This window comes from Mixta tenebrionis (genome assembly GCF_006517625.1).
In the GTDB taxonomy this organism is placed as follows: domain Bacteria; phylum Pseudomonadota; class Gammaproteobacteria; order Enterobacterales; family Enterobacteriaceae; genus Mixta; species Mixta tenebrionis.
On the sequence record NZ_VHQI01000019.1, the window covers coordinates 1 to 22,892 of the forward strand.

The window sequence follows — 22,892 nt, forward strand, 5'->3', positions numbered from 1 at the left end:
TCTTTTGCACTGTTGATACGCAGACCAGAAGACAGGCGCTCGATAGCTGAACCCAGAGAAGACTGAGACTTGTTCAGGTTGTTCTGGGTGGTCAGCGACAGAGTGTTAGTATTAATAACTGCCATGATGGTTTTCCTTTAAAAATTGTTTCAGATTCAGGCATCTGTTATCCGGCTTCATCGCCGTCAACCTGATTATCGACAGCAGCAAAACAACCTTTAGAAAATTTTCGAAAAATTCAGCTGCGGATAAAAGCCGGAAGAGCCATAAAGAAAGGCTTTTTATCTGCTCATTGATTTTTCATGCCCGCGCTAATCTTTTGCCGAACGCTGCCGATACCCACCCCAGTGATAGTCAACCAACAAAGGATTACAAAATGGCAAGTATTAGCTCTCTCGGTGCGGGTACCAGTCTCACCAACCTGCAAAGCTTATATGACAGCCTGGAGACATCTGAAAAATCGCGCCTGACCCCGATCACTACGCAGCAAAGCTCCTATAAGGCAAAGCTGACCGCGTGGGGCATCGTGCAAACCTCGCTGGAAAAACTGCAGACCGCCGCCTCTGCGCTGAAAGACACCTCGAAAATCGCCGCCAGCAAAGTCACCAGCAGCAACACCGCGTTCAGCGCCACGCTGGCGAACGACGCGACTGCCGGCAACTATTCGGTAGAAGTCAGCAAGCTGGCGCAGGCGCAGTCGCTGCTGTCGAAAGCGGCCAGCAGCAAAGACAGCGATCTCGGCGACAGTTCGCTGGCTTCACGCACCATCACTATTGCGCAGAGCGGTCAGAAAAAGCCGATGACCGTCACGCTGAGCAAGGATCAAACCAGCCTGGCGGATGTTCGCGATGCGATAAACAAACAGCAGGGCAGCGTCACCGCCAGCATCATCAAATCTGATGACAATACGTATTACCTGTCGCTGACCGCGCGTGATACCGGCACCGCCAACGCCATGACGATCGCTACCGACGACAGCGCGCTGGCGCAATATATCGGCTACGACAAAAGCGCCGCCGCTAACGGCATGTCCGAGCAGGTTGCCGCCGCCGATGCCGAACTGACGATCAACGGCGTGGCGATCACCCGCAGCAGCAACACCATTACCGACGCGCCGGAAGGCGTTACCCTGACGCTGAGCAAAACCAATGCCGGCAGCCCGGAAACCCTGACGGTAGCCAAAGATAACCAGCCGATGGTGGCCGCGGTGCAGGCCTATGTGGACGCCTATAACTCGCTGCAAACTACCATCGCCAACCAGACCAAATATACCGCCGTCGAACAGGGCACCGATGCCCAGGACAGCAGCAACGGCGATCTGCTGGGCGACGGTACGCTGCGCAACATTCAAACGCGCCTGCGTTCGGTGCTCTCCAGCTCACAGTCGGGCGGCGAATTTTCGCTGCTGTCGCAGATCGGCGTCACTCAGGATCTGAACGGCAAGCTGACGGTGGACAGCGATAAACTGAACAAAGCGCTGAATGAAAAATCCGCCAGCGTCACTACCTTTCTCTCCGGCGATGGTAAAACTACCGGCTTCGCAACCCAGGCCAGCAACCTGCTTGATTCGATGCTGGACTCAGAGGGCGCGATCCAGCGGGCGGAAGATGGCATCAACACCTCGCTGAAACGCCTCTCCGATCAATACGACCGGACAAACAAGCAGATCGAAGCCACCATGGCGCGCTATAAAAGCCAGTTCACCAGCCTGAGTTCGCTGGTTTCCTCGCTGACGCAGACCGGGAACTATCTGACGCAGCAGTTTTCGGCGATGAGCTAACCCAGGGAGACATCATGTACGCAAAATCGGGAATTCAGGCCTACGCACAGGTAAGCGTTGAAAGTGCGGTGATGAGCGCCAGCCCGCATCAGCTGGTGGTACTGCTGTTCGATGGCGCCCTGAGCGCGATGAAAAAAGCGACCATTTTGATGGCGCAGGACGATATTCCCGGCAAAGGCCAGGCGCTGTCGAAGGCGATTAATATCATCACTAACGGCCTGCGGGCCGGGCTGAATCACGAGGCGGGCGGCGAGATTGCCGCTAACCTCGACGATCTGTATGACTATATGACGCGCCGCCTGCTGCACGCTAATCTGCATAACGATCCCGCGGCGATTGAAGAAGTGGAAAAGTTGCTGAACAATATCGCTGACGCCTGGAAAGAGATCGGCCCGCACGCCGTCCAGGACGTTCCATGACGACGCCTGCCCATCTCGATCTGTTACGCGCTTATCAGCAGCTGCTGATGCTCAGCAATACCCTGCTCTCGCTGGCGCAGCAGGGCCAGTGGGAGGCCCTGATTGGTCAGGAGGTAAGCTATCTGCGCGCGGTGGAAAGCGTAACCCAGGCGGTGGACGGCACGACGCTGCCCGCGGCGGTACAGACGCAGATCCGCCCGCTGCTGCGCCAGCTGCTGGATAACGAAAGCCAGGTAAAAAACCTGCTCTCCAGCCGCATGAATGAGCTGCGCGCGCTGGTCAGCCAGGGCAACCAGCAGAAAAACATTACGTCCGCCTACGGACACCTTTCCGGCAATATCCTCTCCCCTGACGATCGCTAAGCGATGGCATCCTGAGCGGAGAAGCGGAAAATAACCGTTTCCCCGCCCGCTCCGCTGACGCTCGACCATACTTGTTGGCAAAGCGCACAACCGGAGCAGGGAAATGCACAACCCCACGCTGTTACAATTTTTCCACTGGTATTACCCCGACGGCGGCCGTCTGTGGCCGGAAGTTACGGAGCGCGCCGCCTGGCTGGCCGAAATCGGCATTACCTCAGTCTGGCTGCCGCCCTGTTATAAAGGCGAATCCGGCAGCTACTCCGTCGGCTATAATCCCTACGATCTGTTCGACCTCGGCGAGTTTGCGCAAAAAGGCGCGCGCGCCACCAAATATGGCGATAAGGCCCAGCTGCTGCGGGCAGCGGAGACGCTGCGCCGTTACCGGATCAACGTCATCCTCGACGTAGTGCTGAACCACAAAATGGGCGCCGATGAGAAAGAACGCATCGGCGTCAGACGGGTTAATGCCGATAACCGCAACCAGATCGACGAAGAAATTATCTCAGCGGAGGCATGGACGCGCTTTACCTTCCCGGCGCGTGCGGGTAAATATTCGCGTTTTATCTGGGATTATCACTGCTTCAGCGGCGTCGATCGCATCGAGAATCCCGATGAAAGCGGCATTTTTAAGATCGAGAACGACTACGGCGGCGCCGGCTGGAACGATCAGGTTAACGATGAGCTGGGTAACTTCGATTATCTGATGGGCGCCAATATCGATTTTCGCAACCGGGCGGTGAGCGAGGAGCTGAAATACTGGGCGCGCTGGATCATGGCCGAGCTGCCCTGTACCGGTTTTCGCCTTGACGCGGTGAAGCATATTCCGGCGTGGTTCTGTAAACAGTGGATCGAGCATGTGCAGGCCACGGCGCAACAGCCGATGTTTATCGTGGCGGAATACTGGTCGCACGATGTGGAGACGCTGCTGCACTATCTCGATCGGCTGGCAGGCAGCGCCCTGCTGTTCGATGCCCCGCTACAGATGAAGTTTCATCAGGCGTCGCAGCTGGGCGCCGATTACGATCTGCGCACGCTTTTCAGCGAGACGCTAACGGCGCGCGCGCCGGCGCACGCGGTGACGCTGGTGGCTAATCATGATACGCAGCCGTTGCAGTCGCTGGAAGCGCCGGTCGATAACTGGTTTAAGCCGCTGGCCTACGCGCTGATCCTGCTGCGCGCCCAGGGAATACCCACGATCTTTTATCCCGATCTGTTTGGCGCCAGCTACCGGGATGAAGGCGGCGACGACGAGCACGACACCATTGAAATGCCCGCGGTCGAAGAGCTGGAAGCGCTGATTCGCGCGCGCCAGCGCTACGCGCATGGCCTGCAGACCGACTATTTCGACAGCGCAAACTGTATCGCCTTCAGCCGCAGCGGCACCGCTGAACATCCGGGCTGCGTGGTGGTGCTGTCAAACGGCGGCGACGGCGAGAAGCCGATCGCCCCTGGCGAAGCCTTTGCCGGAACGTGCTGGCATGACTACCTCGGCCATCGCCAGGAAAGCATCACGCTGGATGAACGGGGCCGCGCGCGGTTTCGCTGTAACGCCGGCAGCGTCAGCGTTTGGGTGATCGACACGCGCCGGGAGAGCGCCGGAGGTTAGCCGAAAGCGATGACGCGCCGAATGCGCGCCATAACGTCTGTTACCGCTGCTGCGTCGCTGGCTGTTCCGCCGCAGGCTCTGACTGCTGCGCGGAGGGATCGGCGAAAACGGCGCGCATCAGCTGCGGCTGGATATTCTGGATAACCGCCGCATCGGGCTGAGCGCTAACCTCTTCCAGCGCCTGCTGACATTCCAGCGTGGGGCGATCCACTTTTTTCAGCTTCAGCTTGTCGTAATGCAGAACCTCGCCTTCCAGCTCCAGCGGCATCACGCGTAGCTGTTTATTGACGTTTACATACTGTCCGTTCAGCAGCGTCAGCTTGCCGGGCTTGGCGATTACCCGCTGCCACTGGCGGCAGTCCAGCGTATCGCCCTGTGCGGAGATAATCAGGCTGCCGATCGCCTGGTCGCTGACCAGCCCGCTCTGCGGCCCGCTGGTTTGCCAGTAACCCTGCAGGCTGGCCGGCACCGGGGTTTTCACCGCCTGCTGGTATTGAGTAATCTGCGCACAGCCCGTCAGCGCCAGCGCGCCCAACAGCATCCACTTTTTCATCCTGGCTCCCTAACCTTCTTTCGATGGCGGCTACGTTATAATTTTCCCCTGGCGCACGCAAGAGACTTACGCGCCTGAAGGCGTGTTGCAGAGCTTTTCGCGGCAAAGCGCGCAAAGCGAATAACTTTTCCGCTATCGGACGTCCCGTTCCTGACAGCGAGCCGGCCGCAGGTTACACTTAGCGCATCTTTATCGACAGGTTACCTTGATGAAAACGCCTCAGGAATATTACGCCATCGCCCGCTCCATGTTTCTTTCCGCCCACCCCGATTTGCAGGCCGCGCTGGATGAGCTGAAGCAAGAGGAAGCGGACAGCGTGAATATGACGCTGCCGCAGTATCGCGATATGCAGGCCGATCGGCTCTATGCCGCTTTTCTGCGCGCTAAAAATCAGGATGCGATTTTGTTCTCTATTCAGCTGGCGGAACCGAATAAAGAGGTGGCGATGCAGGCGATTGAAGCTTACCTCAGGGAACATGCCGCCGCGCTGGGCATGACGTGGGAAGAGTTTTGCCAAAAAAATCAGCTGTAGGCGAAGGCGCTACACCTTCATGCACGGCGCCTCAGTAACTCGCTGATACGTTAGCGCTAGCGCGCCGGGGAAACTGCGCCGGATGTCAGCCTTACCTTATCGTTGAGGCAGCTGATAAAGCATGACCACGCTGCATTCCGCCTGTTTAGTGACGCCCCGTTCCCTTGGCCGCTCAAGGCAAAGAGTTAAGTCGCGAGTTAACAGGCCCGCTGATGCACCCTTCGCTACCGCTGCCCGAAGAATTTTTCCGGTCAGCGGTTAAAATTGCGCTTGATACTGTTTACCTATCCAGTATGATGAGTGGCGCTTCAAGCGGTGCGGAATCAAGAGGATTGCTACCTATGTTTGTTGAACTGATTTATGACAAGCGCAATGTTGCCGGCCTGCCTGGCGCGCATGAAATGATCCTGGAAGAGTTGCAAAAGCGTATTCACCGCACCTTCCCGGACGCCGAGGTTAAGGCTAAAGCGATGCAGCGCAACGCGATTGAAAGCGATGCCAGCAAAAGCGACAAATCAATTATTATTCGCATCGTTGAGGAGATGTTTGACGAAGCGGATATGTGGCTGGTGGCGGAATAGGCCTTGCGCCGCTAAAGAAAACCGCCCTGTAGGGCGGTTTTTTTTATTTAAATCACCGTGCCGGGATCGTCATCCTCATCATCTTCATCATCCAGCGGGTCGACGACATCCTCATCGGCGATATCATCATCTGCAATATCATCATCTGCTTCGTCATCATCGGCGATATCGTCATCATCAGCCGCTTCATCGTCGTCGGCAATATCGTCATCGTCGGCGATATCCTCAGGCGTTTGCGGTACGGACTCATCATCTTCCAGCGGATCGATTGCATCAGGGCGTTCTGACATATTCACCTCCAGTAACCCGACAGGGGCTTAATCAGTATAGGCGGCCTACTGCGCCACTCCCGCAGTAAAGCTGACAGTTGCCGTTACCGTCACAGTTAATCCGTTGCGGCTTTTTTTGGACGCAAAAAAGCCCACCTGAGTGGGCTTTTTATGCGGGAAGCTTATTAGCCGCCCGCCGCATTGCGCAATCATCACGCCTGTTATTTGCCTTCACCGCTCAGGTTATTACCGTCATCGCTGTCGGAAAGCAGAACAAGGCTGGTGAGACTTACAGCGCAACCACGTTAGTTGCTGAAGGACCTTTCGCGCCGTTTTCTACGGAGAAAGAGACTTTCTGGCCTTCATCAAGGGTTTTGAAATCGTTGCTCTGGATAGCAGAGAAGTGTACGAATACATCTTTGCTGCCGTCTTCCGGAGAGATAAAGCCGAAACCTTTTTCAGCGTTAAACCATTTTACTAAACCAGTCATTTTATTAGACATTGATACTTCCTTCTTAGATAGATGAGCCAGCTATTGTGGCGTACAGGTCTGTATTGCAGAGAATACTTATTGGGCACTTAGAAGAGGCTCACGAAGAAGGGGTATCTGAGATAACGCTTTAAATGAGGACTGCTTTACTAAAACTGCTTTCATAAGGTCTGTCTACCAAACCGATGCGCTATTTACTCATGGAACCCGGCCGGGCGCAAGCTTTATTTTTAAATCTTTTCACGCGCTAAGCGGAGAGAATAAAAAGCATTTTTTTCAGGCCCTGCGCATCGGATTGTAAAGAAACGTCTGTCCTCCCGGTTAACTCTCTTTGTGGAAAAACTAAAGCCAGATTTATCAATACATCTCAGGTAAAGAAACGTCAGCGTAAAAACGGCGGCAGTACGACGAAATACCCAGAAGCCGCGGAAACCACGTCTGCTCGGTGATTTTTCTGCCGGAACAGCGTTGAGCCTGGCGAATGCCGCCGCCAGAAACAGCGGCATACGGCTGTAAAAACGTACGCCTGTGGGCAGACGCCATCCCCTGTAAGCGGACGACCTCCATCTGTAAAGTGTACGCCTGTAAAAGCGCACGCCTGTGGGCAGGCGGCATTAGCCGCGCGAGCGACACTCGGTAATTTTATTATCCATCAGCTGGGTGAAATTACCGCTGTCGCCTTTCGTCCACCACTCATAAATATTGCCGACATATTTTGCACCGCTGCCGGCAATGACGTTGACCATCACCAGCTGCGGCTGGCTGCCCTTTTTCACTACCGCCAGCCGGTTGGCGTCGCCATTATAATAGGTCACCGCCAGCTGTTCTCCGTCGCTGCACTGATAGGTAACCTGGCTTTTCTGCGCCTTTTCGTTTCCCGGCAGCGGGCCGGTGGCGTTACAGCCAGCCAGCATCACCGCCGCCGCCATAGCCATAGCTAAATAACCTTTGTTCATAGCTGTTCCTCAGTCAGAATAGATACCGGCAGAGAAGTATACCAAAAAGCATTAACGCTTTTTCTGATGCGCTAACTGCTTTTCCGATCATTGCTGCGCTAACTATTAGATTATTCTGATGGACAAGCTGCATGGCGGATTCACTAACCAGGCAATGGCGACTATTCAAGCGGGGCCGCCTATAAATAAGCAGGCCTGGTTTAAGGCACGGGCGGCCAACATCTGACGCTTATTTTTTGCCGGTGCGGCGTTACTTTTTTGCCGGGGTTAGCCGATATATCACCTACGATTAACTGCAACAACCGGTTTAGCTGTTTATTATAACTTAACTATATCTTTACTCTATATCCTCGCAGGGCCGCGCCGTGAACCCTGCGTTCATCACCCTCCCCTGGCGGTCCAAACGCCAAAATAGTTAAGCGTTATTGTAAATAAGCTAAGCTGTCAGCCATAAAACAGCGATGACCATTGTTAAATAAAATCAAGTTTATTTAATGGAAATAAATGTATGCAGGAAAGCGTAGCCATTCTTGTGGAATAGCCTGCGCGACAGGCGCTACTGCGCCCTGGCCCTTTTCCCGCGCCGGCTGAACGGGTAAAACCAGCCTTTATACGCTGTAATAATAGTTACCTGAACAGATTCATGTAGTTCCGGTAAGATAAATCACTACCGGCCGCCTGCCATATCCTTTTTCGTTCAGCACAAATTTAACGCCACCATAAATAAATGAAACGAATCAGCTGACAGAAAATAAGCCTTAAATCGCCACGCTATTTAACATGGCGCCATTGCTTTTTTATTAGAAAATTATCCTGACGCAAAATAATTATCTAATCCTAATCAGGATTTAAAAAATAATTCATACAAAACAAATAGATATAATTACATCAACCAATAGCAAACGCCTTCCCCCCTGGTTTTATCGCTACATTCCGCGCAGAAATAGATATTATTGTGATCGCTTGCACATATTTATTATTAGTCAGTCAACATAATCAGCCTCACTCATTTCGGTGAACGACGGTCGCTTTTGTTTTCACTTATAGCGCATAGCGCTAATCGGGAAGATTAAAGGAATGATTAATTCAAAATTAAAAACTACGGCGCTCTGCGCCCAGCATGAAAAATGTCATGCCCATATGGTAGATTTTCATGGCTGGTTAATGCCGCTGCATTACGGCTCGCAAATTCATGAACACCATGCCGTACGCAACGATGCGGGAATGTTTGATGTTTCGCATATGACCGTAATAGATTTACAGGGCGCAAAATCGTATCAATTATTACGTTACCTGCTGGCTAACAATATTGATAAATTAACCTCGCCCGGTAAAGCTTTATATAGCGCCATGCTCAACCATGAGGGCGGCGTAATAGATGACCTCATCGTCTATTTTTTCACTCAGCAGCATTATCGCATGGTGGTCAATTCGGCTACGCGCGAAAAGGACCTCGCCTGGATCAGGCAATACGCCGCGCAGTATCAGGTTGAAATAAAACTGCGCGACGATCTCTCGCTGATAGCCGTTCAGGGTCCTGCTGCGCAGCAGAAAGTCGCGCAGCTGCTCACCCCTGCGCAGCGGGATGATATCGCCGGTATGAAACCTTTCTTCGGCAAACAGACCGGACAGCTGTTTATCGCCACCACCGGCTATACCGGCGAGAAAGGGTATGAAATCGCCCTGCCTTCAGCGATGGCGGCGGCGTTCTGGCAGGGGCTGCTGGAGGCGGGCGTCACGCCCTGCGGCCTCGGCGCGCGCGATACCCTGCGTCTGGAAGCGGGCATGAATCTTTACGGGCAGGAGATGGATGAACAGACATCGCCGCTGGTCGCCAATATGGGCTGGACCATCGGCTGGGAGCCGCCGCAGCGCGATTTTATCGGCAGAGAGGCGTTAGAAAAACAGCGTCACGCCCTGCAGGAACAGCTGGTGGGGCTGGTGCTGCAGGATAAAGGTATTTTACGCAACCAGCTGCCCGTGCAGTGCCGCAATCAGCAGGGCGAGATCTGCTACGGCACGATCACCAGCGGTTCTTTTTCACCCACGCTGAATTGCAGCATCGCCCTCGCCCGGCTGCCGGTAGCGATCGGCAATGAGGCAAGCGTGACTTTACGCGGCAAACCACATGCCGTACGCATTGTAAAACCCATATTTGTGCGTAACGGAAAAAGCGTCGTTGATTAACTAACAGCAAAATAAACCGGCACAGCCTGATTCAGGCTGCAAGGAATATATTGCCTGCCGCTTGTTGCGGCCAGCGCCTGGCGCAGTCTGAGCAATGACAGATCTACCAAAGTTTTACGCCGGAAATAACAACAGGAGACAGGGAATAATGAGCACCATATTACCAGCAGATCTGCAATATACCGATTCTCATGAATGGGTAAAAGATGAAGGCAACGGTCTGTATCGCGTAGGTATTACGGAACATGCGCAGTCACTCCTGGGTGACGTGGTATTTATCGATTTGCCGACGCCGGCAAAACGCTATCAGGCCGGCGAAGAGTGCGCAACGGTGGAATCGGTAAAGGCGGTTTCTGATATTTATGCCCCGTTCGACGGTGAAATTGTCGAAGTGAATAGTCAGCTGGATGATACGCCGGAAGCAGTGAATAGCTCCCCCTATGAGGATGGCTGGATGTTCTTAATCAAAAGCGAACGACCGGAGCAGGTCGCCGCGCTGCTGAGCGCGGAAGATTATCACGCTTTGATTGCCGACTAGCCGCGCCTCTCCCGCGTCGCCGAGCGGTAAAAGTCGAACCGGCATCAATAAGGAGCTATTCACAATGACAGCATCATTAAAACAGCTTGAATACCGCCATGCGTTTGTCCATCGCCATATTGGGCCATCGGAAGCGCAGATAACAGCCATGCTAACTGCGCTGGATGTCGCCACGCTGGACGAACTGACCCAGAAAATCGTGCCTGCGGACATCGCGCTGCCCTCTCTTCCCCAGGTCGGCGATGGCTTGCAGGAGCAGGAGGCGTTAAGCGAGTTGAAAGCTATCGCCGACCAGAATCAGCGCTATAAATCCTTTATCGGTATGGGCTACTACGGCACGCTGATGCCGGAGGTTATCCGCCGCAACCTGCTGGAAAACCCAGGCTGGTATACCGCCTATACGCCCTATCAGCCGGAAGTCTCGCAGGGACGTCTGGAAGCCTTGCTGAACTTTCAACAGCTGGTCATCGATTTAACCGGGCTGCCGCTGGCCTCGGCTTCGCTGCTGGACGAGGCCACCGCCGCCGCCGAAGCGATGGCGATGGCGTACCGGGTCTGCAACGATAAATCCGCCCACCGTTTTTTCGTCTGCCGCGATGTGCATCCACAAATCCTGGACGTGGTGAAAACGCGCGCGGAAACGCTGGGATTTGCAATTATTGTCGACGATCTCGACCGCGTCGCCGAGCACGACGCGCTGTTCGGCGCCCTGCTTCCGCTGATCGGCAGCGATGGCGACGTTCATCAGCTTGCCGCACCGCTCGCCGCGTTGAAACAGCGGCAGATTATTACCTGCGTCTGCGCCGATCCGCTGGCGCTGGTTCTGCTAAAATCGCCGGGCGAGATGGGGGCGGATATCGTCCTGGGCTCCGCCCAGCGACTGGGGGTTCCCATGGGCTACGGCGGCCCGCACGCCGCGTTTTTTGCCTGTCGCGAAGAGTATAAACGCGCCATGCCGGGACGAATTATCGGCGTTTCCAGAGATGCCGCAGGCAATCCAGCCCTGCGCATGGCGATGCAAACGCGCGAACAGCATATCCGCCGGGAGAAAGCGAACTCAAATATCTGCACCTCGCAGGTGCTGCTGGCCGTAATCGCGGGCATGTATGCCGTTTATCACGGGCCGCAGGGGCTTGAGCGCATCGCCCGGCGCATCCACCGGCTTACCACTCTGCTGGCCGTCGGGCTACGCCAGGCGGGAATGACTCTGCGCCACCAGCGCTGGTTCGATACCTTAACGTTACAGGTGCCTGATAAGGCGGCGATTCTGCGCCGCGCTCAGGCGCAAAAAATTAACCTGCGCGACGATCTGCCTGACGCTATCGCTATTTCGCTGGATGAAACCACCCGCAGAGAAGATATTTTAACCCTGCTGAGCGTGGTAACCGGCAAGGCGGCCACGCTGGATATCGAGGCGCTTGATGCCGAACAGGTACGCGGCAGCGAACCATCTTTGCCGCCGGAGCTGCTGCGTACCGCGCCAATCCTGACCCATCCTGTTTTCCAGCGCTATCATAGCGAAACGGAAATGATGCGTTATCTGCGCGCGCTGGAGCAGAAGGATCTGGCCCTCAATCAGGCGATGATTCCGCTGGGCTCCTGCACCATGAAACTTAACGCTGCGGCAGAGATGCTGCCGATAAGCTGGCCCGAATTCAGCGAACTGCATCCGTTTTGCCCGCCCGAACAGGCGCAGGGATACCAGATTTTAATAGATCAACTCTCGCAGTGGCTGATCGCCCTCAGCGGCTACGACGCTATCTGTATGCAGCCCAACTCCGGCGCGCAGGGCGAATATGCCGGTCTGTTGACCATCAGACGCTATCAGCACAGCTGCCGGCAGCAACAGCGCCATATCTGTCTGATTCCGGCCTCCGCGCACGGCACCAATCCGGCTTCCGCCCATATGGCGGGCATGACCGTGGTAGTGGTCGATTGCGACCGTCACGGCAATATTGATATCGCCGATCTGGAGAGGAAAGCCGCGCAGGCGGGAGATGCGCTCTCCTGCGTCATGGTTACCTATCCATCAACGCATGGCGTTTACGAAGAAAATATTCGCCGCGTCTGTCAGATCGTCCATCAATATGGCGGGCAGGTCTATTTAGACGGCGCCAATATGAACGCCCAGGTTGGGCTAACCTCGCCGGGGCATATCGGTGCCGACGTTTCCCATTTTAACCTGCATAAAACCTTCAGCATTCCGCACGGCGGCGGCGGGCCCGGCGTAGGACCGATCGGCGTCAAGGCGCATCTGGCGGACTTTGTGCCGGGACATTGCGTAGTGAGCGATGCGAAGCGGCTTACGCAGCTGGGCGCGGTTAGCGCGGCGCCGTTCGGCAGCGCCTCGATCCTGCCGATAAGCTGGATGTATATTCGCATGATGGGCTCCCAGGGGCTGAAGCGAGCCTCTCAGGTCGCCATCCTCAACGCAAACTACATAGCGCGGCGCCTTAACGATCTGTTCCCGGTGCTCTATTGTGGACGGGACGGCTATGTCGCTCACGAATGTATTCTCGATATTCGCCCCTTAAAAGAACGCTACGGCATCAGCGAAATGGATGTGGCGAAGCGGCTGATTGATTATGGTTTTCACGCGCCGACCATGTCATTCCCGGTAGCGAGCACGCTGATGGTGGAGCCGACGGAATCAGAGAGCCTGGCAGAGCTGGATCGCTTTATCGCCGCCATGCGCAGTATTTATGACGAGGCCACGCGGGTGGCTAACGGCGAGTGGCCGCCGCTCGACAATCCTTTAGTAAACGCGCCCCATACTCAGTGGGAGCTGGCTGAAGAGTGGCGGCATCCCTACAGCCGCAAGCGGGCTGTTTTCCCTGCGCCACAGCAGGCGGCAAATAAATACTGGCCGACGGTGAAACGACTCGATGATGTCTATGGCGATCGCCATCTGTACTGCGGTTGTCCGGCGCCTGAGGAATACCGGTAGCTTTCGGGGGCGACCGCCGCCCCCAACTTCCGCCAGACCTGCGCAATCGATATCTTTTGCAACATAACGCGATGATATAGATCCAAACCTTCTTACGCAGCGGCGATTAAAATGCCTGGGTAAGTAGGGTAGCGTATTGCTAATCAATAAACAGGAAAGTCGGCAAGATGGATATCTTGAGTCACTTTGTTAACCAGGTAAATGACCTGCTATGGAACGTATTACTTATCTATCTGCTCTGCGGGGTGGGTATTTATTACACCATTGTGCTGGGATTCGTACAGATCCGTTACTTTAAAACGAGTATTACCTCGCTATTCGGCAATATCTCTCTGTTCGGCAAACGAGCGGATAAGCGGGGAATGAGTTCATTCCAGGCCGTCACCACGGCTATCGCCGGTCAGGTAGGGACCGGTAATTTAGCCGGACCGGCAACGGCGATTCTTGCCGGCGGCCCCGGCGCTATTTTCTGGATGTGGGTTTCTTCTTTTCTGGGTATGGCGACTATTTATGCCGAAGCGATTCTGGCGCAAAAATATCGCAGCCAGGATAAAGAAGGCCAGGTGGTAGGCGGCCCGGCTTACTACATTGAACAAGGCCTGCATTGTAAATGGCTGGCGGTAGTTTTTTCGCTGTTAATTATTTTAGCGCTCGGTTTTATCGGCAATATGGTGCAGTCTAATTCGATCGCCTCGGCCTTTTACGGTTCATTAAGCATCCCGCTCTGGGTAAGCGGCCTGATCGTTGCGGCGCTCACCGCCTTTGTTATTATTGGCGGCATCGGCAGTATCGCCTCATTTACCGAAAAGATTGTGCCAATAAAGGCGGTGCTTTATTTTGCCGGCACCTTCGTCATTCTGATTTACAACTATGCCTGGATTATTCCGGCATTTAAAATAATCTTTGTCGCCGCCTTTAATCCGCAGGCGGTGCTTGGCGGCGGTATCGGTATCGCGATTCAGGAAGCCATGCGTTTCGGCATCGCCCGCGGCCTCTTCTCTAATGAGGCGGGGATGGGCTCCACGCCCCATGCGCACGCGCTGGCGAAAGTGGAGCATAAAGAGCAGCAGGGCTTTATCGCCATGATGGGGGTTTTCGTCGTTGCCATTATCGTTACGATCACCGCACTGGCGATTATCACTTCAGGCCTGAGCATGTGGGACGCTGGCGGACGGCAAACCGCCTCCTTTATGTCTGTTTATCAGGGGCTGCAGGGCATTGAGCTGACGCAAATGGCTTACTCCTGGGTGTTCGGCTGGTTCGGAAGCATCTTTATTTCATTCGCGCTGTTGTGCTTCGCATTTACCACCATTATCGGCTGGTACTACTACGGCGAAATGAATATTCGTTACCTGTTTAATAATAAAAAGGCCGTACGTATTTATCAGTTCATTGTCGTCATCTTTATATTTTGCGCCTCGCTGATCAAGGTAGAGGTGGTATGGAATATGGCGGATATGTTTAATGGACTGATGGTACTGCCTAATCTGACGGCGCTCATATTATTATCGCCGGTAGTTATACGCATAACGCGTGCGATAAAAAAAGGCTCGCCGGTCAATCAGGAGGCAGAGTGATTAGCGCCGCAAAAACCAAAAAAGGCGTCGATCAACACACTGCAAACGCCGGTAGCGTCAACTCAAATATCCACCTTGCGATAAGCATTAAAAGTGAGAACTAAAATATGAAATCGGATATTCAAATTGCCCATGAGGCGCATCTGTTACCCGTTCAGGCTATCGCTGAAAAGCTGGGCGTCGATCCGGACGATCTGGAACTGCACGGCAAATACAAAGCAAAATTCAGCAATGGCCTCTGGTCAAAGATCGGCGATCGGGAAAATGGCAAACTGGTTCTGGTCACCGCCATTAATCCGACTCCCGCCGGCGAAGGTAAAACCACAGTGACGGTGGGCCTCGGCCAGGCTCTGAATCATATCGGCAAAAACGCGGTTATCGCCCTGCGCGAACCGTCGCTCGGCCCCTGCTTCGGCATGAAAGGCGGCGCGGCTGGCGGCGGCTACGCCCAGGTAGTGCCGATGGAAGATCTCAACCTGCACTTTACCGGTGATTTTCACGCCATTACCTCAGCCAATAACCTGCTGGCGGCAATGCTTGATAACCATATTTTCCAGGGCAATGCGTTAGATATCGATCCGAAAAGAATTGTCTTTAAGCGCTGTATGGATATGAACGATCGCGCATTGCGTCATACGGTGGTGGGACTGGGCGGCCCGAAAGACGGCGTAGTACGCGAGGATGGTTTTGTTATTACCGTCGCCTCGGAGATTATGGCGATCCTCTGTCTCGCCAGAGATATCGGTGATTTAAAACAGCGGCTGGCGCGGATTATCGTTGCCTATTCGCGCAGCGGCGATCCGGTCACCGCCGCCGATCTTCACGCCGTGGGCGCGATGTCCAGCCTGCTCAAGGATGCGATTAATCCAAACCTTATCCAGACGCTGGAGAATACGCCGGCGATTATTCACGGCGGCCCCTTTGCTAATATCGCTCACGGCTGCAATAGCGTCAGGGCCACTACGCTGGGGCTGAAGCTGGCCGATATTGTGGTTACCGAAGCGGGCTTCGGCGCTGACTTAGGCGCGGAGAAATTCTTCGATATTAAATGCCGCATGAGCGGCTTGCGTCCCAGCTGCGTGGTGCTGGTTGCTACCACCAAGGCGTTGAAATATAACGGCGGCGCTGGAAAAAATGAGTGGCAGCACGAGAATATGGAGGCGCTGGCGAAAGGCATCGTTAATCTCGGCAAGCACATTGAGAACGTAAAAAAATATGGCGTTCCGGTGGTGGTGACGCTGAATGCCTACGCCAGCGACACGCCTAAAGAGCACGATTTTATCCGTCAGTACTGTCAGCAGCGGGGCTGCCGCTTCGCGCTGGCGGAGGTCTGGGAGAAAGGCGGCGCGGGCGGCGTCGAGCTGGCCCGACAGGTGATCGATATTCTGGAGCATGAGCCTGAGCATTTCCAGCCGCTCTATCCGGATGAGCTGCCGTTAAGCGACAAAATAGACACTATCGCGAAAGAAATTTATGGCGCCGACGGCGTGACCTGGAGCGCCGCAGCCCGCACCATGCTAACGAAGATAGAGAGCATGGGCTTCGGCCACTTCCCGATCTGCATGGCGAAAACGCAATATTCCCTGTCTGACGATCCTACTCTGCTGGGCCAGCCAACCGGTTTCACCATCAATATTCGTGAAGTTTACGTCTCCGCCGGGGCCGGATTTGTGGTGGCGTTAACCGGCTCAATCATGACCATGCCCGGCCTGCCCAAAACGCCTGCGGCCAATATTATCGACCTCAATGAGGATGGCCTGATTAGCGGGCTGTTTTAACCGGAGAGAAAATATGACGGTATTAATTAATGGCAAAGCGATTGCCGCGACGATCAAAGAAGAATTAAAGGCGCAGCTAAGCGCCCGTCCGCGCGTTGCCACCCTGGCGGTAATTTTGGTGGGCAACGATCCCGCCTCTTCGATTTATGTAAATAATAAGCATCGCGCCTGCGAATATGTTGGCATCCGCTCTCTGGTAATGACTCTGCCTGATTCAACCAGCCAGGCTGAGCTGCTGAAGCATATTGAAACCCTGAACCAGCGCGATGACGTTGACGGCATACTGGTACAGCTGCCGCTGCCCGCCGCTATTGATTCACAGGCGGTCATCCAGGCCATCAGTCCCGATAAGGATGTGGATGGCTTTCATCCACAGAACGTCGGCGCGCTTTCGATGAACCATACCGGGTTTTTGCCCTGTACGCCGGCAGGCATCATCGAGTTGCTGAAGCGTAGCCATATTGAGATAGCAGGCAAGGAGTGCGTGGTGCTGGGCCGCAGCAATATCGTGGGAAAACCGGTCGCCCAGCTTCTGCTGCGTGAAAACGCGACGGTTACGATCTGTCATTCGCAGACCAAAAATTTGCCGCACATCTGCCAGCGGGCAGATATTCTTATCGTCGCCATCGGCAAGCCGCGCGCGATAGACAGCCGTTATGTCAAACCCGGCGCGGTAGTGATTGATGTCGGCATCCACCGCGACAGCGCCGGGCTTATCTGCGGCGACGTCGATTTTAACGCCGTGCAGGCCATCGCCGGAGCGATAACCCCCGTTCCCGGCGGCGTCGGCCCGATGACGATCGCTATGCTGATGCAAAACTGCCTGATAGCGGCGGATCGTCACGCTTTACGCGCCTCTTAATCTGCGCTCTTCCGGCGCTACAGGCCGTACTTTCTGACGATAGCGCTATTAATCCGGCTGGCAGTACCCTTTTTCAGTTCACAAGGGTCTGCCGGCGCTCAACAGATAAAGCGTTGAACTACACCTGCATATTCATCACTTCCTGATAAGCCGACACCAGCTTATTACGCACCTGCACGCCCATCTGCATTGAAATAGATGATTTTTGCAGATCGACCATCACATCATTCAGCGCCACGCCTGGTTTACCCAGTTCAAAATTCTGCGCCTGCGTGCGGGCGCTGTTTTGCGTTTCGCTGATCTTATCCAGCGCCGCGCGCATCTGCGTGGCGAAATCCGCGTGCGTAGTGGTTTCAGCTGTTCTGTTGCCGGCCTGCAGCGCGCCAGACTGCAGCTGCTGAATCACACTTTCTATCCCCTGGATTGCCATGTTAACCCTCGTTATTGGCGGCCTGTTCGATTTTCGCCAGCAAACTTAACACAAAGTCAATAAGACAAAGGGCACAAATGACAGCAAAACACATAGCTTTTTGAGCCATCGAAATTCATCGCGCGGAAAATAATGGCGTCCATTGAGGTGGAACTTTTCTAAGCCGCATCAGGGAGTCAGTTTTGTCACCACTTAATACAGAGTCCGGACAACAGTCAGGCAGGAAATGGTCATGAATGCTACCGCAACCCAGCAGCCAGCAGAGAAGAAAGGTTTCAATGACCTTCTTGCTCGCCTGCGCGCGAATCCGCGCATCCCGCTGATTATTGCCGCCGCCGCCGCTGCCGCTATCGTTGTCGCACTGGTGCTCTGGGCGAAAGCGCCCGATTACCGCGTGCTTTATAACAATCTCTCTGATGAGGATGGCGGCGCGATCGTTACGCAGCTGACTCAGATGAATATCCCCTATCGCTTTGCAGAGAACGGCGGCGCGTTGATGGTGCCGGCGGAAAAAGTACATGAGCTGCGCCTGCGCCTGGCGCAGCAGGGGCTGCCGAAAGGCGGCGCCGTCGGCTTTGAACTGCTGGATAAAGAGAAGTTCGGCATTAGCCAGTTCAGCGAGCAGGTGAACTACCAGCGCGCGCTGGAAGGCGAGCTGGCGCGCACCATCGAAACCCTCGGCCCGGTGAAAAGCGCCCGCGTTCATCTGGCGATGCCCAAACCGACGCTGTTCGTACGCGAGCAGAAATCCCCTTCCGCCTCGGTTACGCTGAACCTGCAACCGGGGCGCGCGCTGGATGAAGGTCAGATCAGCGCCATCGTCCATATGGTTTCCAGCAGCGTTGCCGGTTTACCGCCGGGCAACGTCACGGTAGTCGATCAGAGCGGCCGCCTGCTGACCCGTTCCGACGCCGCCGGACGCGATCTGAATGATGCCCAGCTGAAATACACCACCGAAGTGGAGAGCCGCTATCAGCAGCGTATTGAAGCTATCCTGGCGCCGATTGTCGGCAGCGGCAATGTCCACGCCCAGGTAACTGCCCAACTCGATTTCGACGCGCGCGAACAAACCGAAGAGCAGTACAAGCCGAACAGCGATCCGGCTAACGCCGCAATCCGCTCGCGTCAGAGCAGCAGCAGCGAACAGCTTGGCGGCCAGTATCCCGGCGGCGTACCGGGCGCGCTCTCGAACCAGCCTGCGCCTGCCAATAGCGCGCCGATTGAGACGCCGAAAACCAATGCCAGCAACACGAATAATAATGCCGCCGCCAACAGCGGCAGCGCGACCAGCACCAGCACCAGCACCGCCCGCGCGATGCCGTCCAATACCCATCACGAGGACACCACTAACTACGAGCTGGATCGCACCATTCGCCATACCAAACTGAACGTAGGCAGCGTGAAGCGCCTGTCGGTCGCCGTGGTGGTCAACTATCGCGCCGATGATAAGGGCAAGACGGTCGCGCTGAACGAGAAACAGCTGAAGCAGATCGAAGATCTGACGCGTGAGGCGATGGGTTACTCCGTCGATCGCGGCGACAGCATCAACGTTGTGAACTCGCCGTTTACCCAGAGCGATGTCACCGCAGGCGATCTGCCGTTCTGGCAGCAGCAGTCATTCTTTGAACAGCTGATGAACGCCGGACGCTGGCTGCTGGTAGCGCTGGTTGCTTTCGTGCTCTATCGCAAGATGGTGCGCCCGCAGCTCCAGCGTCGGCAGGAGATGCTTAAACAGGCGGCGGAACAGGCCGCAGCCCAGACGCAGCAGCGTCAGCAAGAAGAAGCCTTCTCCGTCTCGCTCAGCAAAGATGAGCAGGAGCAGGAGCGTAAATCGAAACATCGCATGAGCGCCGAAGTCATGAGCCAGCGCATCCGTGATATGTCTGAAAACGATCCGCGCGTTGTGGCGCTGGTTATCCGCCAATGGATGAGTAACGAACTATGAGTCTGACCGGTACTGAAAAAAGCGCCGTCCTGCTGATGACGATTGGCGAAGATCGCGCGGCTGAGGTGTTCAAACACCTCAGCGCCCGCGAAGTGCAGCACCTTAGCGCGGCGATGGCCAATATGCGTCAGGTCTCGCACCAGCAGCTGGCGGAGGTGCTGCGTGAATTTGAAGCGGACGCCGAGCAGTTTGCCGCGCTAAGCCTTAACTCCAACGACTACCTGCGTTCGGTGCTGATCAAGGCGCTGGGCGAGGAGCGCGCCGCCACCTTGCTGGAAGATATTCTGGAAACGCGCGAAACCACCAGCGGCATGGAAACGCTCAACTTTATGGAGCCGCCGGCGGCGGCCGATCTGATCCGCGACGAGCATCCGCAGATCATCGCCACCATCCTGGTGCATCTAAAACGTTCGCAGGCGGCGGATATCCTCGCCCTGTTCGACGATCGTCTGCGTCACGACGTGATGCTGCGTATCGCCACCTTCGGCGGCGTACAGCCGGCGGCGCTGGCGGAGCTGACCGAGGTGCTCAACTCGCTGCTTGATGGACAAAACCTCAAGCGCGCCAAAATGGGCGGCGTGAGAACCGCAGCGGAAATTATCAACCTGATGAAAACCCATCAGGAAGAGGCGGTAATGGATGCGGTGCGCGAGTTCGACGGCGAGCTGGCGCAGAAAATTATCGACGAGATGTTCCTGTTCGAAAACCTGGTGGACGTGGACGATCGCAGCATCCAGCGCCTGTTGCAGGAAGTGGAATCGGAATCGTTGCTGGTAGCGCTGAAGGGCGCCGAACAGCCGCTGCGCGAGAAATTCCTCAAGAACATGTCGCAGCGCGCCGCCGATATCCTGCGCGACGATTTGGCCAACCGCGGCCCGGTGCGTATGTCGATGGTAGAGAACGAACAGAAAGCGATCCTGCTGATCGTCCGCCGTCTGGCGGAGAGCGGCGAAATAGTGATTGGCGGCGCCGAGGAAACCTATGTCTGATGCTTTTTCCGCCCGTCCATGGCAGCGCTGGCAGCCTGAGGATCTGATGCGCTTCGAGCAGTCGGTCAGCGAACCGCTGTCGGAGCCGGATATTACCAGCAGCGCTGACGAAGAAGCTGAGCCGCCCTCTCCCGTTTCGCAGCTGGAGCAGATCCAGCTGCAGGCGCGGCTGGATGCGCACGCCCAGGGCTACGCCGAAGGCCAGCAAAAAGGTTTTCAGGACGGCAGGCAGGCGGGCTACGACGCCGGTTTCCAGCAGGGACTGACGGAGGCGCAGCAGCAGCAGGCGCCGATTCAGGCGCGTATGCAGCAGCTGGTCACCGAGTTTCAGCACACGCTGGAAGCGCTCGACAGCGTCATCGCTTCACGTCTGCTGCAGCTGGCGCTGGAGGCGGCGCGCCAGGTGATTGGCCAGGCTACCGCGGTTGACGGCTCCGCCCTGCTGCGCCAAATCCAACAGATGATTCAGCAGGAGCCGATGTTTAACGGCAAGCCGCAGCTGCGGGTGCATCCCGATGATTTACAACGCGTTGAACAGACGCTGGGTCCGACGCTCGATCTGCACGGCTGGCGTCTGCTGGCGGATAACGCCCTGCATCCCGGCGGCTGCAAGCTGAGCGCGGAAGATGGCGATCTCGACGCCAGCGTGGCGACGCGCTGGCACGAGCTGTGCCGCCTGGCGGCGCCGGGAGAACTCTGATGACAAGCCGACTTTCCCGCTGGCTGGGCGCGCTCGACGCCTTTGAGCAGCGCATCAGCGAGCTGCCCAACGTGCGTCGCTACGGACGCCTGACGCGCGCCACCGGCCTGGTGCTGGAGGCGACCGGCTTACAGCTGCCGCTTGGCGCCACCTGCGTTATTGAACGTCACGACGGCAAACAGATTACCGAAGTAGAAAGCGAAGTGGTCGGTTTTAACGGCCAGAAGCTGTTTTTAATGCCGCTGGAAGAGGTCGAGGGCATTTTGCCCGGCGCGCGCGTTTTTGCACGCGGCAGCGGCGACGGCGCCCAGAGCGGCAAGCAGCTGATGCTGGGACCGCAGCTGCTGGGACGCGTGCTGGACGGCAGCGGGCGCCCGCTGGACGGCCTGCCCGCGCCGGAAACCGGCTACCGCGCGCCGCTGATAACGCCGCCGTTTAACCCGCTGCAGCGCACGCCGATTACCGACGTGCTGGATACCGGCGTGCGGGCGATTAACGCGCTGCTGACCGTCGGGCGCGGTCAGCGCATGGGGCTGTTCGCCGGTTCCGGCGTGGGTAAATCGGTGCTGCTCGGCATGATGGCGCGCTATACCAAAGCGGACGTCATCGTGGTGGGGCTGATCGGCGAACGCGGGCGCGAAGTAAAAGATTTTATCGAGAATATCCTTGGCAGCGAAGGGCGAGCGCGGTCGGTGGTGATTGCCGCCCCGGCAGACGTTTCGCCGCTGCTGCGTATGCAGGGCGCCGCCTACGCCACGCGCATCGCCGAAGATTTTCGCGATCGCGGCCAGCACGTGCTGCTGATAATGGATTCCCTGACCCGCTACGCCATGGCGCAGCGCGAAATTGCGCTGGCGATTGGCGAGCCGCCGGCCACCAAAGGCTATCCGCCCTCGGTCTTCGCCAAACTGCCGGCGCTGGTCGAGCGCGCCGGTAACGGCATCAACGGCGGCGGTTCGATCACCGCCTTTTATACCGTTCTGACCGAAGGCGACGATCAGCAAGACCCGATCGCCGACTCGGCGCGCGCCATTCTTGACGGCCATGTGGTGCTGTCGCGCCGGCTGGCGGAAGCGGGTCATTATCCGGCCATCGATATAGAAGCCTCTATCAGCCGGGCAATGACCGCGCTGATTGATGAAGCGCACTACGCCCGCGTGCGCCAGTTTAAGCAGCTGCTCTCCAGCTATCAACGCAACCGCGATCTGATCAGCGTCGGCGCCTACGCCGCCGGCAGCGATCCGCAGCTGGATAAAGCCATTAAGCTCTGGCCGATGCTGGAATCCTTTCTGCAACAGGGCATTTTCGAGCAGAGCCGCTATGACGACGCCTGCCTGCATCTGCAGGCGATTTTTGGTTGATATCGCCGGGCTAACGCCCGACGCATGAAG

Annotated in this window: 22 protein-coding genes; 16 read left to right on the forward strand and 6 right to left on the reverse strand. The window is 56.1% G+C overall.

Annotated features, from left to right (window positions below):
* Window positions 1-125: flagellin N-terminal helical domain-containing protein (locus tag FKM52_RS20160; RefSeq protein WP_484213078.1), on the reverse strand; the 125-nt coding region annotated here is incomplete at its 3' end.
* 251 nt (window positions 126-376) lie between these two features.
* Between FKM52_RS20160 and fliD the strand changes: the two genes are divergently transcribed.
* The 4 genes from fliD (at window position 377) to amyA (ending at window position 4,167) form a co-directional block, all read left to right on the forward strand.
* On the forward strand, window positions 377-1,780 hold the full coding sequence (gene fliD / locus FKM52_RS20165) for a flagellar filament capping protein FliD (RefSeq protein ID WP_141177916.1): 1,404 nt from the start codon (window positions 377-379) through the stop codon (window positions 1,778-1,780).
* A 14-nt stretch (window positions 1,781-1,794) separates the two neighbouring features.
* Window positions 1,795-2,199, forward strand: a complete 405-nt coding sequence (fliS, locus tag FKM52_RS20170) for a flagellar export chaperone FliS (protein ID WP_141177917.1) — start codon at window positions 1,795-1,797, stop codon at window positions 2,197-2,199.
* Window positions 2,196-2,561, forward strand: coding sequence for a flagella biosynthesis regulatory protein FliT (fliT, locus tag FKM52_RS20175; protein ID WP_141177918.1), 366 nt, complete (start codon window positions 2,196-2,198; stop codon window positions 2,559-2,561). The genes fliS and fliT overlap by 4 nt, the downstream gene beginning before the upstream one ends.
* Window positions 2,562-2,664: 103 nt before the next feature.
* Window positions 2,665-4,167 carry an alpha-amylase gene (gene amyA / locus FKM52_RS20180; protein WP_141177919.1) on the forward strand — a complete coding sequence of 501 codons (1,503 nt, stop codon included), beginning with the start codon at window positions 2,665-2,667 and terminating at the stop codon, window positions 4,165-4,167.
* A 40-nt stretch (window positions 4,168-4,207) separates the two neighbouring features.
* Here the strand turns inward: amyA and yedD are convergent, their stop codons facing one another.
* Complete coding sequence (gene yedD, locus FKM52_RS20185; protein WP_141177920.1) at window positions 4,208-4,720, reverse strand: lipoprotein YedD; 513 nt, start codon at window positions 4,718-4,720, stop codon at window positions 4,208-4,210.
* Between the two features lie 208 nt (window positions 4,721-4,928).
* On the opposite strand from yedD, the gene FKM52_RS20190 reads away from it, so the two are divergent.
* Window positions 4,929-5,252: a DUF6388 family protein gene (locus tag FKM52_RS20190; protein ID WP_141177921.1), complete on the forward strand. Its 324-nt coding sequence runs from the start codon at window positions 4,929-4,931 to the stop codon at window positions 5,250-5,252.
* A gap of 341 nt (window positions 5,253-5,593) precedes the next feature.
* Entirely contained in the window at window positions 5,594-5,833 is a 240-nt protein-coding gene (locus FKM52_RS20195) for a DinI-like family protein (protein WP_141177922.1), read from the forward strand.
* A gap of 47 nt (window positions 5,834-5,880) precedes the next feature.
* Here the strand turns inward: FKM52_RS20195 and FKM52_RS20200 are convergent, their stop codons facing one another.
* The 3 genes from FKM52_RS20200 to FKM52_RS20210 form a co-directional block, all read right to left on the reverse strand.
* Window positions 5,881-6,123 (reverse strand): hypothetical protein, encoded by a 243-nt coding sequence (locus FKM52_RS20200; protein WP_141177923.1) that lies wholly within the window; start codon window positions 6,121-6,123, stop codon window positions 5,881-5,883.
* A gap of 268 nt (window positions 6,124-6,391) precedes the next feature.
* Window positions 6,392-6,604: a transcription antiterminator/RNA stability regulator CspE gene (gene cspE / locus FKM52_RS20205; RefSeq protein ID WP_141177924.1), complete on the reverse strand. Its 213-nt coding sequence runs from the start codon at window positions 6,602-6,604 to the stop codon at window positions 6,392-6,394.
* Window positions 6,605-7,206: 602 nt separating this feature from the next.
* Window positions 7,207-7,548: an MliC family protein gene (locus tag FKM52_RS20210; protein ID WP_141177925.1), complete on the reverse strand. Its 342-nt coding sequence runs from the start codon at window positions 7,546-7,548 to the stop codon at window positions 7,207-7,209.
* A gap of 1,077 nt (window positions 7,549-8,625) precedes the next feature.
* Here FKM52_RS20210 and gcvT point away from each other — a divergent pair.
* From gcvT to folD, 6 genes are all read left to right on the forward strand, one after another.
* Entirely contained in the window at window positions 8,626-9,735 is a 1,110-nt protein-coding gene (gene gcvT, locus FKM52_RS20215) for a glycine cleavage system aminomethyltransferase GcvT (protein WP_141177926.1), read from the forward strand.
* Window positions 9,736-9,883: 148 nt separating this feature from the next.
* Entirely contained in the window at window positions 9,884-10,273 is a 390-nt protein-coding gene (gene gcvH, locus FKM52_RS20220) for a glycine cleavage system protein GcvH (protein WP_141177927.1), read from the forward strand.
* A 64-nt stretch (window positions 10,274-10,337) separates the two neighbouring features.
* Window positions 10,338-13,220 carry an aminomethyl-transferring glycine dehydrogenase gene (gene gcvP, locus FKM52_RS20225; RefSeq protein ID WP_141177928.1) on the forward strand — a complete coding sequence of 961 codons (2,883 nt, stop codon included), beginning with the start codon at window positions 10,338-10,340 and terminating at the stop codon, window positions 13,218-13,220.
* A 167-nt stretch (window positions 13,221-13,387) separates the two neighbouring features.
* Entirely contained in the window at window positions 13,388-14,797 is a 1,410-nt protein-coding gene (locus FKM52_RS20230) for an alanine/glycine:cation symporter family protein (RefSeq protein ID WP_141177929.1), read from the forward strand.
* A gap of 107 nt (window positions 14,798-14,904) precedes the next feature.
* A complete protein-coding gene (locus FKM52_RS20235) occupies window positions 14,905-16,575 on the forward strand; it encodes a formate--tetrahydrofolate ligase (RefSeq protein WP_141177930.1) in 1,671 nt (556 codons plus the stop codon).
* Between the two features lie 13 nt (window positions 16,576-16,588).
* Window positions 16,589-17,437, forward strand: coding sequence for a bifunctional methylenetetrahydrofolate dehydrogenase/methenyltetrahydrofolate cyclohydrolase FolD (gene folD / locus FKM52_RS20240; protein ID WP_141177931.1), 849 nt, complete (start codon window positions 16,589-16,591; stop codon window positions 17,435-17,437).
* A 118-nt stretch (window positions 17,438-17,555) separates the two neighbouring features.
* Here folD and fliE read toward each other — a convergent pair whose 3' ends face one another.
* Window positions 17,556-17,867, reverse strand: coding sequence for a flagellar hook-basal body complex protein FliE (fliE, locus tag FKM52_RS20245; protein ID WP_141177932.1), 312 nt, complete (start codon window positions 17,865-17,867; stop codon window positions 17,556-17,558).
* Between the two features lie 232 nt (window positions 17,868-18,099).
* Between fliE and fliF the strand changes: the two genes are divergently transcribed.
* From fliF to fliI, 4 genes are read left to right on the forward strand one after another with little or no spacing between them, the layout of a single operon-like run.
* The gene (gene fliF, locus FKM52_RS20250; protein ID WP_141177933.1) at window positions 18,100-19,812 is read left to right on the forward strand and encodes a flagellar basal-body MS-ring/collar protein FliF; all 1,713 of its coding nucleotides are present in this window, start codon (window positions 18,100-18,102) and stop codon (window positions 19,810-19,812) included.
* Entirely contained in the window at window positions 19,809-20,801 is a 993-nt protein-coding gene (gene fliG, locus FKM52_RS20255) for a flagellar motor switch protein FliG (protein ID WP_141177934.1), read from the forward strand. Before fliF ends, fliG begins: the two co-directional genes overlap by 4 nt.
* A complete protein-coding gene (gene fliH / locus FKM52_RS20260) occupies window positions 20,794-21,501 on the forward strand; it encodes a flagellar assembly protein FliH (protein WP_141177935.1) in 708 nt (235 codons plus the stop codon). Before fliG ends, fliH begins: the two co-directional genes overlap by 8 nt.
* Window positions 21,501-22,862, forward strand: coding sequence for a flagellar protein export ATPase FliI (fliI, locus tag FKM52_RS20265; protein ID WP_141177936.1), 1,362 nt, complete (start codon window positions 21,501-21,503; stop codon window positions 22,860-22,862). The genes fliH and fliI overlap by 1 nt, the downstream gene beginning before the upstream one ends.
* Window positions 22,863-22,892: the final 30 nt, after the last annotated feature.